This is a genomic window from Vibrio sp. Vf1514, assembly GCF_052076135.1.
GTDB classification, from domain to species: Bacteria; Pseudomonadota; Gammaproteobacteria; order Enterobacterales; family Vibrionaceae; genus Vibrio; species Vibrio furnissii.
Genome location: NZ_CP197267.1, coordinates 694,651 through 713,539, shown reverse-complemented (window position 1 = coordinate 713,539; position 18,889 = coordinate 694,651). Strand labels below are relative to the sequence as shown.

Here is an 18,889-nt window from a genome sequence, read left to right as displayed (position 1 = left end):
TGCTGGCGCGGTGGTTTTATTGATAAGCCACTTTCAGCAGCGCCCAAGATTGCGCGCGACCGACCGTGACGGGCGAGGTGATCACATCCGTGTTGGCTTCATAGGCGGCGGCAAAGTGCGTGACGTTCTCGCCATCGGCCAGTGTTTTCATGGTCGCGACAGCACCATTATCCAGCGGCTGATGATTGTAGAAAAGGCGCACCCCGATGCCCTGAGCGCCGCCATCGACCTGAAATAGCTTACCGCTGCTATCTGGGTTGGCATAAAAGGTAAAGCTGGCGATCTGGGCAATATTGGTATCGCAATCGGTGAGACGGATCGTGAACGGCACGGGCTGCGTGCGATCACCTTTGGCTTTAAACACATGGGTTGGGTATTGGCCCAATTGAACGGTTTGATGAACGCTGTCGGAAGCGAGGCCGCACGCCGATTCAACAATCTCGCCTGTGAAATAGACTTTGGTGACGTTGTCGGCAAGCACTGAAGAGGAAGAAAAGACACCCAAAGCCGTGAATAACGATGGGGCCACCACACGCAAAAGACTTTTGTTTATTTGAATCAACATAATGTTACTCCATTAAAAGAATCAAAGCCTTACATCAAATTTAGGTGAGATTTTTCCACAATACAATCTTCGCTTCAGAGTTTGGGAAGCGGATCGAACTCCGCATTTGAATGCTGTTTAATTTTTAATCAGAACAATCATCTAATCTTTACCCCGCTTTCAGCACAGCACTTTATAACGAATAGTTATTCATACCTAGACGTATTGTTTACGTACTCAATGCGATAAGACACAAAACGCTCACTAATTAATCAAATGCTAATAAAGCCAGCCAAAATTTAACATTCCTCCAGAGTTTTGTGTTCCATATCACGCTCCTGCGCATTACCAGACAAATCAATTAACATTTGAGTTACAAAAAGATTAATATGTTGAACGCAAAACAAACACAACTATCTTTAAACAGGGAAAATACTCATGCAGTCATTTGTTGATTTTCTAAATGGAATTATCTGGAGCCCGGTATTGATTTACCTTTGCTTGGGTGCCGGTTTGTTTTATTCCATTTTGACCCGTTTCGTTCAGGTCCGTCATTTCTTTGAAATGTGGCGCTTGCTGCTATCTGGCAAAAGCTCATCCAAAGGGATTTCATCGTTTCAAGCCCTAGCCGTCTCACTGTCAGGCCGTGTGGGGACAGGTAACATCGCTGGCGTTGCAGCAGCGATCGGCTTTGGTGGCCCAGGCGCCATCTTCTGGATGTGGGTGGTCGCCTTCTTTGGCGCAGCAACCGCATACGCAGAATCGACACTGGCACAGATTTATAAAGAAGAAGACGACGGCGAATTCCGCGGCGGCCCGGCATACTACATCGAAAAAGCGATGGGTCAGAAATGGTACGCTTGGATTTTCGCGATCGCGACCATCTTCGCATGTGGCGTGCTCCTGCCGGGTGTACAGTCGAACAGTATCGGCAACGCCGTGGAAGCCGCATTTGGTGCAGGCCCAATGATTGATACCGGGATCGGTACTTACAGTTTCGCAAAAATCTTTACTGGTACGGTTGTCTCTATCTTGTTGGGTTTCATCATCTTTGGTGGTGTGAAACGAATCGCTAACTTCACGCAAATCGTGGTGCCATTCATGGCGCTGGCGTACGTGATCACCGCATTCGTGATCATTCTGCTCAACATCGGTGAAGTGCCACGCATCTTCGCCATGATCGTGGGTGACGCATTCACGCCAATGGCGGGGATCGGTGCAGCCATCGGCTGGGGTGTAAAACGTGGTGTGTACTCCAACGAAGCGGGCCAGGGGGAACGGCCCACACGCAGCAGCGGCGGCCAGTGTTGAGCACCCTGCTCAGCAAGGTCTGGTTCAGTCGTTCTCGATCTACATCGATACGCTGCTGGTCTGTTCTGCAACCGCGTTTATGATTCTGATCACCGGTGCGTACAACGTACACGGCGGCGCAGAAGGTGCATTCTTGGTGCAAAACATCGCCGCAGACATCAGCGCCAACGGCCCAGTGTTTACCCAAATGGCGATTGAAAGTGCGCTACCTGGCGTGGGTAAACCCTTCGTCGCTTTTGCGCTGTTCTTCTTCGCCTTTACCACGATTCTGGCGTACTACTACATCGCAGAAACCAACATTGCTTACATCCGTCGTACCTTCAAAGTGGACGGCCTGATGTTCATCCTGAAACTGGCGATCATGGCGGCCGTGTTCTACGGCACAGTTAAAACCGCAAACCTTGCGTGGGCCATGGGTGACGTCGGTGTTGGCCTGATGGCTTGGCTGAACATCGTGGGTATTCTGATCATCTTCTTTATGGCGAAACCCACCATGGCGGCGCTGAAAGATTATGAAGATCAGCAAAAACAAGGCGTGAGCGAATACATTTTCAACCCGGTGAAACTGGGCATTAAAAACGCCACGTACTGGGAAGAGAAGTACAAGCGCAAAACCGGCAAAGAACCGAGCGCTGAGGTGGAAGACACTCAAACTGTTGAGCAGCCTTCAACCTAATAACTTAGAAAAAAGCAGTGGATAACACCAAACCAAAGGGCCAACAATGTTGGCCCTTTTCTTTTCCGGCTCGTGACTGTTTACACGGCTCGAGTTGATGATGAGCGCACTTATTGAGTGTCTGATGTGCTCACGGAGGATGTCGCCCCTGCGCGATGGTCTAACGGACGCTTGGCCCAATATCCCGCCAATAACGAGCCTGACAAGTTGTGCCAAATCGAGAAAATGGTGCCGGCAACCGCAGAAGCGGACGTAAAGAATTTCATCGCCAGCGCCGTCGCTAAACCGGAGTTTTGTAGGCCCACTTCAAACGCCACTGTGCGGCAAATGCTCTCATGGAACCCTAAAGCGCGGCAGATCGCGTAACCGGCAGCGAGGCCAATGCTATTGTGCAAAATAACCGCCACCGCAACAATCGGCCCAATAGTGGTCAATTGCTCGGCATTCAACGCCACCACAATCGCAATGATCAGCACAATCGCCACCATGGAGACCAAGGGCAAAATCGGCTCCAGCTTTTCCGTCACGCTATGCAAGAAGACATTCAGCAGCAACCCCACACCAACCGGCACGAGCACAATTTTCACCAAGCTCATCAGCATGCTGAGCGCTGGCACATCCACGCTTTGACCCGCGAGTAATTCCACCAACAACGGCGTGAGCGCCACGCCCAATAAGGTTGAAATCGACGTCATGGTGATCGAGAGCGCCACATCGCCTTTGGCGAGATAACACATCACGTTCGATGACGTGCCCCCTGCCACACTGCCCACCAGCACCATGCCGATGGTCAGCATCGGGTCGAAGCCGAGCAGCACGCTGATCAGCAACGCCGCAAGCGGCATCACCGAGAATTGCAGCACAAGGCCAATGCCAATCGCTTTTTTATTGGCGACCACATTGAGAAAGTCTTTCGGTCGTAACGTCAGCCCCATGGCCAGCATAATGATGGTCAGGAGCGGCACGATCTGGCTTTTCAGCGACACGAAGGTCGCGGGAAATACGTAGGCGCAGACGGAGAACAGCACCGCCCACAGCGGAAACAGCTGAGTAATTGTCCTTAACATGGTTATACATTCCTGTTGTGTGTTGTGTTTTTTATAGTGTGTGAAATATCACCAACTAAGCTAACTCAGCTCTTTGTCTTGAAACAACCTGTTTTTCATTAAGGACTTATCTTGTTTTACGCCCCAATAGGCATCAACGTGGGCAGCAAAGCGGTCAGCAACGTCAGTACGAAACCAGTCGTTGCTGGGGCACGCCTTCACGTGACGCATTTGCTCCATGCGTCACGTGGGCGCTAAGCATCACGAGGTTTGATTAACGGGAGGACACCTCGGCGGAGCGGCGCACATCGATAGTCACTTTGCGCGCGGCCGGATTGTCTGCCTCTCCTTGCGCCAGATGGGTCAGCGATGCCGCCACCACAATCTGCGCGGGCTTGACGCCGTGTTGCATGAGGTAAGTTTGCGCTGCTTGCGCTCGGCGCAGCGCCAATTGGTGGTTATAGCGACGATACGCCATGCGTGAATCCGCGCCGCCCGTAATATGAATCACATAATCGGGCTGCGTCACCAGCGCGGCGATGATCGTATTTAACTGCGCTTTCACCGCAGGCGTCAGCTGATATGAGTTGTACACATAATCATCACTGGCCCAGACGTGTTCAAAACGTAATTCCTCCGGTTCGACAAGGGGTGGCGGCACCTCAGCGACAACTTCTACTGGGCGCGGCGTGAGGATCGGCGCCGCATAGGTGTTGCTCGCCCAAGGTTTGACCACCACCGAAAGACTAATTTGGTCGAGATCGGCATGCGTTTTACGATCGTACATCGGACTCACCAACGCCAGATTGAACACGCGCTCATACTGCACCCGCACGTCAATATTTTCATGCAACTGGTAATCCCCGCCCACCGTGAGCATGGGCGCCACGCCGGTAAAGCGCGTGTTGCTGTCATAGAGGGCATTGTCGGTCTGTGAGTGATACACATAACCGCCCACTCCAGCGCGAAGGCCCAGTGCTTGCCATTGCAACAGGGTTTGGCTCGCCACCACGTCCCAACCTCGAACGGTCAAGTCTTTGCCATCTGAATAATCGCGATAGCCAATTTCAGTGCTCAGCGACGGAAAGGCATATCCAACCCCATAGCGCAGCTGCGTGATGTTGTCGCTCGCGGCCACATCGCTGCCGCGCAGTTCGGCTTTCCCGCCACCGGCAAAAAAATACACCCCCGATCGATCCCAAGACTCATGGGCTGCTTCGGCGGCCAGTAAGCTGTAGGAGACCAGCACCGTGATGATGGTCATCCACACAAAAAATGTTTTGCTCATCCTGTTCCTTCCTACAAGTAAGACACGGAATACACCACCATGCCCTCAAAGCTGCCCTTGTCGATGGCATTGGCATCACGCGCATACAACACCGCGCGGTAACGTTCATAGCCGATTTGTTCAATTTCAAACCCAGCACCAATCGGCTCATTGAGTTCGACTGGTTGACCGTTCTGATCTTCAATTCGAATCGCCACTCCCTGCATCGGCTGACCATCCGAACCAAACACCGGCACGTATTGGTTGTTGCCCGTATCGCGAATGTTGCTGAAATAGCCGCGCAGCTTCACGGCCTGACAATCCGAGCCATATTTGACATTGCGCACCACAATATTCAGTGGCTGAGTGACGCTGTTGCGCACATCATTTTCGGTCAACAAGCCAAAGTCGATATCGTCATTTTGCAGTTCAATTTCGACCTCGCATTTGGATGGCTGCAACACATCCATGTTTTCAATCACACTGAAATAGTTGGCGTAACGGTTGTTGTAGCCCTTCTCGCCATCGACCTGAAAAATGTTCAACGCCGAGCTGTAGCCCGTAAATGTTCCCGATGCGGTCACGATGATCGGTTGAAAGGTGATCACTTTGGTGATCTGGGTGCGCGCCTCACACGCCGAGTTTGATTCGCCCGTTTTACACCGCTCAACCACAAAGCCGCTGACGGGCGTTTTGGCTCCGTAAATATCCATGCCCTGATAACGAAAACCGATTTTGATCCCCGGAATATCCGGCACACCGATGTCGCCCGTTTTGCCCGGCCAGAAATAGACTTGCTCATCATTCTTTTTCAACGTTGGGTGATTGGACGCGTCTTTGTAACAGGTGATGCTGACGGTCTGAGTCGCGCCGCGCCACACGATTTGATCATTGGGCGCACTCTCCGGCACCGACGCCGATGGGTCGATATAAAACCGGCTCGAACCGCCAGGCCCGCTGCCGCCAAAGACGCCGCCTGCATCGCTGCTATAACAGGCAAGCGCCCATGCCGACGACCCACCCAAAGAGCATCCCAAGGCAAACATGAAAAGTAGAACCACGCGAATCGCTTGCATGTCACAACACTCCTATTTCACACGATCAACAAACTGACACCGCTGATTGCCGCATTGATATCGATTGGTGATCAGCGCGCCGTAATCGTTGATGTGAGTGATGAAGTATTCCCCCTTCACCGCCATGGTTAGTTTTTCGCGGCTGAACGGTTTTAGCATGATCGACTCAAACCCTTTGACCGGGTTCGATTGGTTGTCGGTGATCGAAAAGTAAGTGGCATAAAACGGTGAGTTGTTTTCCAGCCAGATCTCCTCCTGCACCATCTCTATCGAGGTCGCTTTGGCCTGCGCCAAATCGATGTTCTTGATTTGACTCAGCGCGGCCGGGCGATAAAACAGTTTGATGACCGATTCAATGGCAAACTGAATCGAGCCGCCGGTTTGCCCCACTCGGCTCTGCGCGCTTGACGCCATCTCTTTCGGTGGCACTTCACGCACGTGGAAATAGAACACGCTTTCGCGATCGCTTGGCAATTCATCCAGCCCCGACACTTTTTCAATCCGCAATACGGCATAATCGTCGCTGTTAATGCGCACCAGCGGCGGCACGACCATAAACGGTTCAAGTATTTCATTGCCCTGTTCATCACTGATCCAAGCCTGTGACAAGTACGGCTGTTCAGCCGGATTTTTCACCCGCACGGTTTCCAATGCGCTCTGCTGCGGAAAAATGATCCGCGTGCGATCGAGCGCTAACGCCGCGTGCGCACTGGCAGCCAACACGCTCCAAAGCAGCGCGGCCCAAGTGAGATGTGTTTTCATATCGCCTCAAACATTTAATGACAGTTCAGTAAGCGAATCGAACGCTCACCGTGTTGTGAAGTTTCCATTGCGATGCGACAGGATTGGCCTTGCCCCCAAATCACCATCAATTCGCTCTCTTGATTAACGCCAGAGAGATAAACCGCTTGCGCCGTGCCGACGAGGCCGACCTCTTCTTGATTGCGTTCGTCGATCACCGATGCGCCAAACGGAATGGGTTCACGCGAGACCAAGCGCGCCAAAAAGCTTTCGCCCTGACGAGCACGAACCGACTGATAGCCGATCGCCCCTTCCGTCAGCACCACGCTTTTGACTGAATCCAGCACCTCAACGTGTTTCGGCAGCGCCTTGTAATCGACCGTGTTCTGGCTTTTTTGATACGGCGTGATCCCGTTGACCAACGCTAAACCAAACGCATTCGATTCCTGTTTGCCCGTGCCTTGAATCGTCACATCAGGCACGCTGGTGTCGAGTAGCAGGCGTGTGTCTCCGGCCGTTAAATTGCTGTAAGCCAAGCCATGTTGAGTCATCAATACCGTGCCGGACGCACTGGCGTTGACCTGCTTGTACGCATCACTTTGTACGCTGCCGCCGAGCGACGTCGAGACATACGCAAAGTTGCGCTGATAGTTGCCGCTCACGCCAACCGACTCGCCTTCATACTCATCAAATGCGAGGCGATAGTTGGCATTGCGCGCATTATCACGCCCCGCATAAGACAGGGTTTGCGCGTAACGATCGCCCGTGTGGCGCGACTGCATCGACACGGTGTGGCTGTTGCCAAGGGGAATGGAAATCCCCACCGACCACCCGTTCTCATCCTGACTGGCGTCGGTGCTTTGCCAACCTTGAGTGTCGCTGTAACTGACGTGACGACTCTGCGCGCGATACACGTTGGCATTGAGATAAAACATCAACCCATTGACCGACAACGGTTGCGATACGGTAAGGTCGTAGCGTTCCGAGCTGCGGCGCGAATCCCAGTAATTGCGCGCGTTGTACGAGAAAAACAAATTGGTGTTGGCGATGCTTTGCGTCAGCGTGATGTACTGTTCATCTTTCTTGTTATTGTTGGCCTGATACAACAAAGCCTGATTTCGCGCATCAAAGCTGTGCAGGTACTCATCGAACTCGTAGAATTTCTCCTGAGAAAAGCGATAGCCCGCAACGCGCATCCCCAATCCCCAATCGGTGAGTGTGTTGTTGTAACTCACGCCGATCGAGGTGCCCGATAACGATTCACCATCCGGCAATTCAGTGTTGGCAAACGACACATCCGCAGACAGCGCCCCCATGCTGCCAAAGTTCACCCCAGAACCGAGGGTGTAAACCTGATAGTCGCTGGAGAGTAACGTGCCGCCAAACAGCGACCATTGGTTATTCAGGCCATACGAACCTTCCGCCGAGACGAAGCCGGGCCGATGTGCATAGATGTCGCGATCCGGCGCGCCAGCCGACAGGCTGTAACGAATGTGCCCGGGGCGCGTCAAATACTGCACCGATGCGCCGTTAACCTGATACCGCTGCACACTGCCATCTGCCAGCCGAATTTCGACATCGATTTCGCCTTGGCTCGACTGCGACAGATCGTCAATCACATACGGGCCGGGATTTACATTGACCACTTTCAGCACGCGCCCTTGCTGAGAAAGAGTAATGACCGCAGGGGCTTCAACGGTTCCGGAAATCACCGGCGAGTAGCCACGCAGGTAAGCGGGCAACATCTGATCGTCACTTTGCAGCCGCACACCATTCATGCGAAACGACGCGTAGATCTCCGAACCAAACGCGGTGTTGCCAAAACTCAATTTGGATTTTATGTGGCGCAATGGCAGGTAGCCGTAGTATGAGGTGAGCTCGCCTCGGGTTTGCGACGATTGCTGATAATTGGCACGCAAACGCACAGGCCCCGCGTTGACACCGACCACGCCAAAGGTCGTCCAGTCATCAAACCAATCGCTGTCCTGATTTTGTTTGGTGGCAAAATAATTGGAGTGATAATCAAAGAACACACCGCCGATGCCGTCGTTCCATAGATTTGAATTCACAAAACCATTTTTATATTCTTCCGCCAAATATTCCTGCGGCAAGGTAATATCCATTCGACCTTTGGTTAAATCGGTCTGAATATTTGAAAATGCCACTTGTGAGAGCTGATAACATTCCTTATTTTCAGGCATGAATGTCGACAAATATTTTCCCAAACCAAGTGAATTAAGTGGCATACGTTCAATCATTGCTTGGGTCACACACACCTGTTCAGAGACAACGGATATTCTTTCGGTATAGAGATAATCCTGATTAAAGAAAATATCGAACTGATATATTCCATCTGGAATATAGTTCGCTTGATTAAATTTACTCAGATCGACCACACTGGATGATTTAATAAAATGGCTATTAAATTCAGCACCCGATGTAGAAAATGAAGCAATAGTCATACTGCCCAAGAGCATAATTGTTAACTCTAAGCGCATTGGGAATATCCAGATTAAACGGCAGGTACACAGCCTCGAGCGCCGCCCGAAGCTGTGGCAATCTTATTATTGGTAGCTCACGCGAAGCAGCGCCCACGATTCCGCATTACCGGCGGTCACCGGATTAGCCGTGACATCGACGTTCGCTTCATACGCAGCCGAGAACGACGCAATGTTGGTGCCATCTAGCAGGGTGTTGCTCGCCGCAACTGCGCCGTTATCGACCGGTTTGCCATTGTGCAGAATACGCACGCCGATACCGGTGGCGCCGCCTTCCACGCTAAACAGTTTGCCGGTGGTATCTTGGTTCGATAGGAAGGTAAAGCTCGCCGTTTTGGAGATGGTGGTATCACAATCCGTCAACTTGATGTTGAACGATACCGGTGTTGAACGGTCGCCTTTCGCTTTAAAAATGTGCGTTGGGTGCTGACCCAATTCGATGGTTTGATCGATGCTGTCAGGTGCCAAACCACAAGCCGCCTCCACAATTTCTCCCTTGAAATAAACGTTGGTGGCGTTGTCTGCAAGCGCAGGCGCAGACAACGTCGCACCAACCATTGAAACCGATGCTGTGGCGACCATTAACAGGTTTCTTTTCGTTTTAAAAAGCATGAATTAACTCCGTTATAAATATTATTTCTATCTATTTTAAATAATCATTAACCCACTCAATTAATCAATTCATTCATTATTCATTGATCAATTCAATGGAACTCATTGTTTATTAAACTACGCTCATGACTGATAGCGTCATACGACACAAAAGCCGCAACAAACGCAGCGAATGAATTACAACAAGAAACGGACAATCAACCCAATGAAACACCCTTTTTCACAGTGATTCATATAAAAAAACATAAATTAATGACATGTAATATGCAAAAACAAGAAAATATAAATAGAATCCATGCGAATGCTGTGGATAACAATATTTAATTCTGTGACATTCAAATAGACCAAACCTTTCCATACATAGATAACAAGGGATTATAATGAAAGAGTTTGAAGGCTATATATATCAGCCGACTTTCAACATATGTCAGTACGAGTTCAGCGATGGAAGTGTATTTTTGCCTGAGCAATTCAGCATCTTCTCCACCGATGGGGAACGATACCTGATCAGTTACAATGAGTGCGTCGCACTGTGCACCTTGCTCGAATATCAGAACACATTTGTGATGCGCAAAACCCTGCTTCATGCCATCTGGGGCAACCGAGGGTTATTGGTGGATGAAAACAGCCTCAATCAGTGTATCTCTCGCCTTAGAAAGCAAATCAATCACAGTTGTTTAAAGCAGGTCGTTCAAATCGAAACCCTGCCTAAAATTGGCTACAAAATCGTGACGGAGACCAAACGAAAGCACGCCACTAACCGCCCCAAAAAGCCCCGCCCCCCTATCACCAAGCCTCATCACGAGTATCGTAAAAAGTTACTGCTGGTGAGTGCGCTCTCTTTTTCATCCATGATTGGCGCTGTGGCTTATCTGACGATCAGCCCATCAGGGCATCGAATCTCTAATCTATTGAGCGATGAACTGAGTCTGTTATTTGATGACGACGAACGGGAATATGTTGAAAAGACGCAGTCGATTGATGGGGAGAGTAAAACCATTTACTGCTTTAACAATACCAAGGGAAAGGCGATGGAAGTCAGTGGCTCGGCGCGCACCATTTGCCTGTTTAAAGATGAATCCGCCATCCCGATCCAGGAATAACGTCTCCACGCTCAAACCGCATGCTCGGAGGTGGGCCACTTAAAGTTCAATTGGGGTACAAAAAAGGCTGGCACCTGGCCAGCCTTTTCCTGATACGTTTAATTACGCAGCGATTTCTTGTGCAACCGGAGCCGCTTTTTTCTTCTCACCGATTGGTAGAACCACGCGGCCGTACTCGTTGTTAATCACTTGCGCCATCGCGAAGTATACTGCGCTTGCGCCACAGAAGATGCCTTCGAAACCTGCGATCATGCCGATGAATTCGCTACCAGTAAAATCACGAATCGCTAGCAGTGCAAACAGGATGGTCAGTGAACCGAACACCACTTGTTTTGCCACTGGGTAGCACAGTGAACCGATAAACATGAAGCCTGTGAAGATGCCCCACAATGCGAGGTACCAACCCATGAACGGTGCAGGACTTGCTGGCAGACCCATTTTTGGCATCACCAACAGGCCAACCAGCGTCAGCCAGAACAGACCGTAAGAAGTAAACGCCGTTGTACCGAATGTATCACCGCGCTTAAAGCACATGATGCCTACAATCACTTGGCTCAAACCGCCGTAGAAAATACCCATCGCAAGAATCATCGAATCGATTGGGAAGAAACCTGCGTTGTGAATATTCAGCAGAATAGTCGTCATACCGAAACCCATGAGACCAAGCGGCGCAGGGTTGGCTAATTTAGTAGACATTCAAGTTACCTTACAAAAGTGTTGATAAAAAATACGCGCGGATTTTAATCACGCATAAATAAAAGTATAGGACTCAAAAATGAGATCTAAGATTACCAAAACAACAACGCCATAAGCCCGAACGATAGATAACGCCAATCGACTGATAAATAATAACTTTTATAAAAACAAAAAGGGCCTTCCACATAAGAAAGGCCCGAGAGCGATAAAAAATAAATTATTTACAAGATATTTCATCCCAAAACAACATCAGCTCGAGGTTTGTACCTGCGAGATCAGGCGGCCATCTGCCACCATGTTATTTTCCAGTTCATGTACGGTTGCGATTCGGCAACGCTGATCTGGAGCCAGCTTCTCATACTCCGTGAGATAAATATCACTGTGGATATGCTCTGCCATCATTTTGATGATTAGGCGGTTATTAGAGTAGAGCCCCTGCGTTTCCTCACGGTGCGAAAAAATCATGGCCTGTTTCATGTCTATCACCATCATGAAACGGTGCGACGGATAACGTTGTTCCGGGTTTTCAGAGCGCGAATAGTGCTCAATTTTTGGATGTGGCAGTGTCAGTCGGTTGAAGGAAAAGACGATCACTCGAACGCCTCGTTCTATCGCCTGAGAGATTTCGTCGGCGAGTAAATCAAGATGAAAATCTGTATTCAGATACACTTCGACTTGCGCCAAATTGAGCAGCTCTCTGGCTTTCTGCAGCAGATTCTCGAATCCGGAGACATTGTAAATAAACTCTTTCTCTTCCTGGAGCATCATACGTGACAGCTCCTTTTTCAGGATATGAATGTCCTCTATAGTCTTTTTCTCAATCTGATTGAAGATCAAATCGGGAGACTTTGCTTCATATTCTTTGGTTTCACCGTCGGATAAGAAAATACAACCATTTTTGTATAAGTTGTCGATCGATGAATATACCGAAGAGCGGGAAAGAGAAATTTCTTTGGCTATCTTGTAGCCACTGGCACGGCCATTTTTCAATAAATTGATGTAAACCAATGCATCGGTCTTGGTAAAACCAAAGCCCATCAGTTTTGTTACCAGTTCGGTCACGGGGGTTCCTCGGTGATGCTTCACACTATTTTTCCTGTCAAGGTTAGCACTCCTCGTGATTCGAATGTAGGGCGTTTTAACGTTTTTACGCTATGTATCGAGCTTGCACCCTGTGCAAAGCGGAATTCATCACCGCACAAACACACGATCTCAGGCAAAACCTCACAGGGGCAATAGCGACTCAGAGAACTTTTTAGTGTCAACGCCAGATCCCTCCGCAGTATCAGACTGCCGCTGAGGATAAGTAGCGCAGGCCGAAAGCACGTCACCGGATCACATAAGGCCCGGGCAAGCTGATCGACCCAGATCCGGTATATTCGAGCAGACCAGCCGTGAGTATCCTCAATTCCGTTGAGAATATGACTGGCTGAGTCGCTCTGCAACGAAAGCTGATGATACTGACGTTCGACCCCTTTTTGAGACACATATTGCCGTACACACTCATCACTGCCACACCAACAAAGCGGCGTAATACCATCGATGAGACTCTCATACCCTTTGAGTGGCTGGTGTGCCCAACACAAATCGAGCACATTACCCTCTGGATCACGGTGCCAAAGTTCATCGGCGACACACAAATCACAACCGTCGTCCAACACCGCACTCAGAATGTTTCCCTTTGGGAGGTCCCCAACCTGAGTTAATGCGATCACCGCGGGCTCAAACAGATGGCAAGGGATCGCAAGCTGGGCGGTTATCGACTGAGCCAATTCTGCCTTTGACTCCTTATGGTCGGCTTGCCAGCAATCGGGCATAACCGTGAGCCCAATCTGTGTAAAAGGACCAAACATGCGCTGCATGCTCCGCGCCATTTTTATGATCAAATCCGTTGTTGATTGCGGGCTATGCAACGTCTTTTGTTGGTTACGATAGATAAGATTTTTATTACTGTCGAACAGAACACTACGAACCCACTCTGAATCAACAGACAGTCCAAGTTTCATAATACTTCCTGTGATACAAGGTTACGCAATTCGAATCCAAAGGCTGGCAGGATAATGTCAACGCCGTTGACGCGACACGCACTCGGCTGGCCACTATTATTCATGACCACCTGCAAAGACCCTTTGCAAAACGCAATCACATGCGAATGCTCAACCGGGATCCATTCCAAATAGGGCTGATTGCACTCAGGGTAGCGCTTTCGCAACAAAATCAGCTTTTGAATAAACGCTTTAAATTCAAGATCCTGATATTTTTCCTCCCAAATCATACATTTTCGGTTAAGTTCCAACCCCATGCCCTTCTTCCCATCCATACCTATCTCTCCACCGTAATAAATACATGGAGACCCCACTTGAGTGAACATGAACAAGTAAGATAGCTTCGCCTTACGTTTGTCGTTTTGACACAGCGTCAATAGGCGAGTGGTGTCATGACTTTCCAGCAAATTAAACATCGCCTCATTGACATTGCGCGGATAGGCAAGATACGACTTTGTAACCGCATGCATAAAGGCGCTCTTTTCGATGGCTCCAAGAGCAAAAAAATCAGTGACGGCCTGCGTCAGCGGATAATTCATCAGCGAATCATATTGATCCCCGCGCAACCAGGGAATCCCTTCATGCCAGATTTCACCGAGGATATAGCAATCCGGTTTGATGCTTTTAACTAAGCGGCGAAAGTCTCGCCAGAATTCATGATCGACCTCATTGGCGACATCGAGACGCCAGCCATCAATATCAAACTCTTCCAGCCAATGACGGGCAACATCAAGTAAGTACGCGCGACACGCTGGATTTTCAGTCTTGAGCTTGGGCATTTCAGCCACATTCGCAAAGGTTTCGTAGTTGAGGTTGCTGTAGTCCCATTCTGATCGCGGCTTCTCGGGGTAAACAGGAAAGCGTTTGATCCAAAACCAATCGGCATACGGCGATTTTTCGCCTTTTTCAACCACATCCAACCACAAGGGCGACTGATGACCAATATGGTTAAACACCGCATCCAGCATCACTTTCATGCCTCGCTGATGAGCCTCTCTCACCAGCGCCCGAAATGCTTCATTACCACCGAAATGGGGATCAACATTGTAGTAATCGACCGTGTCATACTTATGGTTCGCTGGTGCAGTAAAGATCGGACAGAAATAGAGACCGTTGACCCCGAGATCCTGCAAATAGTCCAGCTTCTCAATGACGCCCCATAAATCGCCCCCCATAAAGTTACGACTGGTTGGCTGGTTACCCCAAGGTTCAACACCAGTCGGAGAAATATCGGGGCGCCCGTTATGGAAACGTTCAGGGAAAATCTGATACCAAACGGTATCACGGACCCACGTCGGTGTTTTCAACACATCGACTGGGTTAATGTAAGGGAAACAGAAAAAATTGCTTAAGTTACTGAGTTCCACTTCGGCCTGTAAGACTTCGCGAATATCTACACAGTGCTTTTCACCGAACAGCAGTTTTTCACCATCTTTCCCATGAAGAATGAAACCATACCGGGCGCGTTTTTTAGGCGGAACATATGAGGCAAACCAGTGATCATGATGCTCGCTGCATCCCTCCCGAAGCATGGGCACTTCAGTTCCCCCTATCCAGCCGTGCGCGTCGCTGCCGCCTAAGTTCCCCCCATCTAACCCCCCCTCAGCCCAGGTGTAAGGATCGCCGATCCACAAAGTGACTTTATCCACCTCACCTTTTGCACTGCGGAATCGAATGTGTAATGTCTGGTCATCATAGGCGTAACTGTCTGCACTTTTTGCCAAGTGTGTCAGTGAGCTTCTTGTAATCATAATGCTTCCTGTAAATTATTCTTTTACCGCACCACTGACCAAACCGGTCGTGATGTGTTTCTGAGTCGCGATAAACAACAGGGTTATGGGGATGGCAACCAGCAACGAACCAGCCGCAAAAAGTGTAAAGTTTTCTGAAGAGTTGGACGTGATCCAGCTGAAGATCCCAATGGCCAGCGTCATCTTTTCTTCACTGCGTAGAATGAGTGTCGGTAGGATGAAATCCATCCATGGCCCGGTGAAAGAGACCAATGCAACAAACACTAAAATCGGCTTCGCCAAAGGCAATATAATTTCGATGAATATAGTCATGTGCCCTGCACCATCAATCTTGGCAGCTTCATCTAACGACGTCGGTATCGCGTCAAAATAGCCTTTCACTAACCAGGTCATAAATGGCAGAGACCCCGTGACATAAACAAATAGTAAACCGAGGTAAGTATCGATCAGCCCCATTTTAGACAGCAGGATGTAAATGGCGGTCATCGACAGAAAAGCAGGAAACATTTGCAACACTAAAATGCTCATCAACACATTCCGTTTGCCCTGAAAGCGATAACGAGAAAAAACAAACGCAGTCATGGTGACAACCACCAATGAAATCAACATATTTGCGGTCGCCAGAATAAAGGTGTTTTTGTACCACTCTAAGTAAGGGGTATCGTTAAACAACGTCATGTAGTGGTCCAGCGTAAAACTGAAGTCCGTAAATGATGAACTGAAAAGGTTATTTCCGGGTTTAAACGATGCAAGCACAGTCCAAATAACCGGCCCGAGAACCAACAAAGCATTCAGTGTCAGAAACAGATAAACAATGCCAGTCGCAAGTTTGTTCAGCAACGAATTCATCATCACACCCCTACATCATCTTTAAACGAATTCATTCGCCGGAATTGCCAAACCGCAATCACCGATAGAAACAGGAAAATCACAATAGAAATCACCGAAGCAATTTGGTATTGCTGAAAATCCAAAGTGAGTTTGTAAATCCAGGTAATTAATATGTCGGTATGACCCGCGAAACGATATTCCGGATTAATCGGCCCCCCTTCCGTCAACAGAAAGATCGCACCGAAGTTATTAAAGTTATGTGCGAAGGTCATCACTAAAGACGGCGCGACTTGATGCAATACCATCGGCAATGTTATCTCACGAAACTGCTGGAATTTATTCGCACCGTCAACTTCACTGGCTTCGTACAAATCGCGTGGAATATTGGTCAGAGCACCGGAAATCAACAACATAAAATATGGCGCCCCCACCCAGACGCTGACAGCAATGACCGTCATCTTGGCTAAATAAGGATCAGAAAGAAAAGCAACCGATTCAATGCCCCAAGAATTGAGCAGAGCGTTCACGGGCCCGATGCCATTGAGCAATAAACGAAACATCAACAAAGTGACAAAGGCAGGAACCGCATAAGGAAGAATAAAAACGAATCGCCATAATTTCTTAGCTCTGATGTTTCGGTTTTCCAGTGCCAATGCGAGGACAAAACCAAAACCACAAGTTAATACGGTGGCCGATATTGCCCAGATAACCGTCCAGCAAGCCACGCCCAAAAAAGTACTGGACCAAATTTTTAATTCAAACAGTGTCTGGAAGTTTTTTAACCCGACCCAATCAACTAAATTTTTGGGCGGAATGTGGTGAGGAGCAGAATAGTTGGTAAACGACACCAAGACCGTAATCGCGATCGGCATGATGATGAATGCCAGACTGGCTATCAATGCTGGCGATAACACAATAAGCGCAAACTTATCGTCATAAATAGCTTTGGCTTGCTCACGGAGAGTGAGCGTACACCATGAGCAATCTTGTGCATGACGAACATTAACGACATACGTGGTGATGGTTAACACCACAAGCACCAGAGCTATCACCCCTTCCACCAGCATAAAAATTGAATTGTCGCCAGCAATCACTTGAAAGCCCTGACGTGTTTGTGCAACATCCCCCAGCGAAATCAACCCTTTAAGCGCACTGGCCATCTCTGGCGCAAAGGATAAAAACAAGACTTGCACCAAGAGGAAAATCCCCCCGGTGATCCAATGTCCACGAGCGAACTGAGTTGATCCCATAATGATCCAAGAGAGTCTCATTTTCGGGTCCTTAACAGTTTGAGACAAAAGCATAACTACTCCTGATACGCGATCTGCTCTTCAATGATCGATTTCGCATGGTCAAGAGCCTGATTGACCGGCTGATCGTTGACCCACATCGCCGTGATTGCACTCGCCATCGGTGACCACAGGTAGCCCATTTCAGGAATCGATGGCATTGCGTCGGAATGGAAACCTTGCGCAATAATGGCATAGGTGGCCTCATCCGCATCGACAATGATTTTCTCCATCAGTGATTCAACGGGTGGAATAGATTTGGTCATTTGGTAGCGTTTCAGCAGCATTTTTTCTGAGGACAGATAATCGGCAAACAGTTGGGAAGCTTTGGGATATTCACTGTAAGAGGACACCACCGCCAGACGCACGGTCGAAAATGTTCTGGGTTGCTTCCCTTTTAGAGTGGGGATTGGAACAACACCATAATTGACACCACTGTTGTCGTAACCTTGTATCGCCCAAGGTCCATCAATAATCGCCGCGACTTTCCCTTCGCCAAATAATCCTCGTCTTACCTGAGCATTACGCATATCAACCGGGTTAGAACGATTGGCTGCTTTTAGCATTTTCATCGCATTCATTCCTTGCTGTGCCAATGGTGAATCAATGCCAAGATCTTTGGCATCAGTTCCCTGGTTTCCAAATTCGTAAGCGCCATACAAGGTCAGGAACATTCGTGATTCATAGTAGTTCTGGATATCCCATAACAATGCATAGCGATTCGCCTTAGCGTCATTAAAACCATTGCCAAATTGGATGATTTCTTCAAAAGTCTTGGGAGCGGCTGGTAATAATTCTTTGTTGTAAAAAAGCGCTAATGTGGCGTAGCTGACGGGAAAACCGTAATTGCTGCCAGCGTATTGGGCCGCTGCAGTCGCATTCGGTAAGAAAGTCGACAAAATACGTTCAGAGGAGACTAAGTTTTCCATCGCTCCCCCCGCAACAACCAAACGACCAAGTAAATCATGCTCAATCTCGGCGACATCTGCGACACGAGCTGAACCACCATCTTGAATCAAGCGGCTTGCAGCATCAATCGGCGCCAACCCGCGAAAGGAAAACGTAACGTCGTAACCAAAATCCCGGTTAAAAGACTCCGCAGCATACTTCATGTAATCCAACGTAGAGCTATCCGTCCATATCAGTAGATCCGATCCCGCTTCAGGTTGAATGTCTTCAGCCTGACTCCACAGAGGCAAACTGACGCATGCGCTTAGCAAAACGGTTTTTATCCATGTATTTCTCATCACAACACCATGTAGTAGTTCAACTAATACTACTATGTGTATTGCGACTATTTTAAGTCAACTACTATCGAAATTGCCGTGCAATTAATTGTGACAAACATCAACAAAACCTTGTCTAATCAAGGTAAACAGCGTCACGAACTGGCATCAACGACG

Annotated in this window: 16 protein-coding genes and 1 pseudogene; 2 read left to right on the top strand and 15 right to left on the bottom strand. The window is 48.9% G+C overall.

Annotated elements, in window-relative coordinates:
- Positions 1–16 precede the first annotated feature (16 nt).
- Positions 17–565 carry a fimbrial protein gene (locus tag ACS18Q_RS03350; RefSeq protein WP_286279930.1) on the bottom strand — a complete coding sequence of 183 codons (549 nt, stop codon included), beginning with the start codon at positions 563–565 and terminating at the stop codon, positions 17–19.
- A 417-nt stretch (positions 566–982) separates the two neighbouring features.
- On the opposite strand from ACS18Q_RS03350, the pseudogene ACS18Q_RS03345 reads away from it, so the two are divergent.
- Positions 983–2,531 (top strand): annotated as a pseudogene (locus ACS18Q_RS03345) (alanine/glycine:cation symporter family protein).
- A gap of 110 nt (positions 2,532–2,641) precedes the next feature.
- On the opposite strand, the gene ACS18Q_RS03340 reads toward ACS18Q_RS03345, so the two are convergent.
- The 7 genes from ACS18Q_RS03340 to ACS18Q_RS03310 all read right to left on the bottom strand — a co-directional run bounded on the left by ACS18Q_RS03340 (position 2,642) and on the right by ACS18Q_RS03310 (position 9,741).
- A complete protein-coding gene (locus ACS18Q_RS03340) occupies positions 2,642–3,598 on the bottom strand; it encodes a bile acid:sodium symporter family protein (protein WP_441257374.1) in 957 nt (318 codons plus the stop codon).
- Positions 3,599–3,658: 60 nt separating this feature from the next.
- Entirely contained in the window at positions 3,659–3,808 is a 150-nt protein-coding gene (locus ACS18Q_RS03335; protein ID WP_004729296.1) for a hypothetical protein, read from the bottom strand.
- Positions 3,809–3,851: 43 nt separating this feature from the next.
- Positions 3,852–4,865: an OmpA family protein gene (locus ACS18Q_RS03330; RefSeq protein WP_441257373.1), complete on the bottom strand. Its 1,014-nt coding sequence runs from the start codon at positions 4,863–4,865 to the stop codon at positions 3,852–3,854.
- An 11-nt stretch (positions 4,866–4,876) separates the two neighbouring features.
- Entirely contained in the window at positions 4,877–5,920 is a 1,044-nt protein-coding gene (locus ACS18Q_RS03325) for a fimbrial protein (RefSeq protein WP_441257372.1), read from the bottom strand.
- A 12-nt stretch (positions 5,921–5,932) separates the two neighbouring features.
- Positions 5,933–6,682, bottom strand: coding sequence for a fimbrial biogenesis chaperone (locus tag ACS18Q_RS03320; protein WP_441257371.1), 750 nt, complete (start codon positions 6,680–6,682; stop codon positions 5,933–5,935).
- A gap of 14 nt (positions 6,683–6,696) precedes the next feature.
- Positions 6,697–9,123, bottom strand: coding sequence for a fimbria/pilus outer membrane usher protein (locus ACS18Q_RS03315; RefSeq protein WP_441257370.1), 2,427 nt, complete (start codon positions 9,121–9,123; stop codon positions 6,697–6,699).
- A 102-nt stretch (positions 9,124–9,225) separates the two neighbouring features.
- Entirely contained in the window at positions 9,226–9,741 is a 516-nt protein-coding gene (locus tag ACS18Q_RS03310) for a fimbrial protein (protein WP_441257623.1), read from the bottom strand.
- 410 nt (positions 9,742–10,151) lie between these two features.
- Between ACS18Q_RS03310 and ACS18Q_RS03305 the strand changes: the two genes are divergently transcribed.
- Positions 10,152–10,874 (top strand): winged helix-turn-helix domain-containing protein, encoded by a 723-nt coding sequence (locus ACS18Q_RS03305; protein WP_172561960.1) that lies wholly within the window; start codon positions 10,152–10,154, stop codon positions 10,872–10,874.
- A 102-nt stretch (positions 10,875–10,976) separates the two neighbouring features.
- Here the strand turns inward: ACS18Q_RS03305 and ACS18Q_RS03300 are convergent, their stop codons facing one another.
- The 7 genes from ACS18Q_RS03300 to ACS18Q_RS03270 all read right to left on the bottom strand — a co-directional run bounded on the left by ACS18Q_RS03300 (position 10,977) and on the right by ACS18Q_RS03270 (position 18,733).
- Positions 10,977–11,570, bottom strand: coding sequence for an acetate uptake transporter (locus tag ACS18Q_RS03300; RefSeq protein ID WP_014205631.1), 594 nt, complete (start codon positions 11,568–11,570; stop codon positions 10,977–10,979).
- A gap of 249 nt (positions 11,571–11,819) precedes the next feature.
- Complete coding sequence (locus tag ACS18Q_RS03295; RefSeq protein WP_038152741.1) at positions 11,820–12,632, bottom strand: TrmB family transcriptional regulator; 813 nt, start codon at positions 12,630–12,632, stop codon at positions 11,820–11,822.
- A 20-nt stretch (positions 12,633–12,652) separates the two neighbouring features.
- A complete protein-coding gene (locus ACS18Q_RS03290) occupies positions 12,653–13,576 on the bottom strand; it encodes an ROK family protein (RefSeq protein WP_004729311.1) in 924 nt (307 codons plus the stop codon).
- Positions 13,573–15,366 (bottom strand): glycoside hydrolase family 13 protein, encoded by a 1,794-nt coding sequence (locus tag ACS18Q_RS03285; RefSeq protein WP_172561958.1) that lies wholly within the window; start codon positions 15,364–15,366, stop codon positions 13,573–13,575. The genes ACS18Q_RS03290 and ACS18Q_RS03285 overlap by 4 nt, the downstream gene beginning before the upstream one ends.
- 15 nt (positions 15,367–15,381) lie before the next feature.
- Positions 15,382–16,215, bottom strand: coding sequence for a sugar ABC transporter permease (locus ACS18Q_RS03280; RefSeq protein ID WP_038152777.1), 834 nt, complete (start codon positions 16,213–16,215; stop codon positions 15,382–15,384).
- A 2-nt stretch (positions 16,216–16,217) separates the two neighbouring features.
- The gene (locus tag ACS18Q_RS03275; protein WP_004729316.1) at positions 16,218–17,501 is read right to left on the bottom strand and encodes a carbohydrate ABC transporter permease; all 1,284 of its coding nucleotides are present in this window, start codon (positions 17,499–17,501) and stop codon (positions 16,218–16,220) included.
- Positions 17,502–17,503: 2 nt separating this feature from the next.
- Positions 17,504–18,733 carry a sugar ABC transporter substrate-binding protein gene (locus tag ACS18Q_RS03270; protein ID WP_238773096.1) on the bottom strand — a complete coding sequence of 410 codons (1,230 nt, stop codon included), beginning with the start codon at positions 18,731–18,733 and terminating at the stop codon, positions 17,504–17,506.
- Positions 18,734–18,889: the final 156 nt, after the last annotated feature.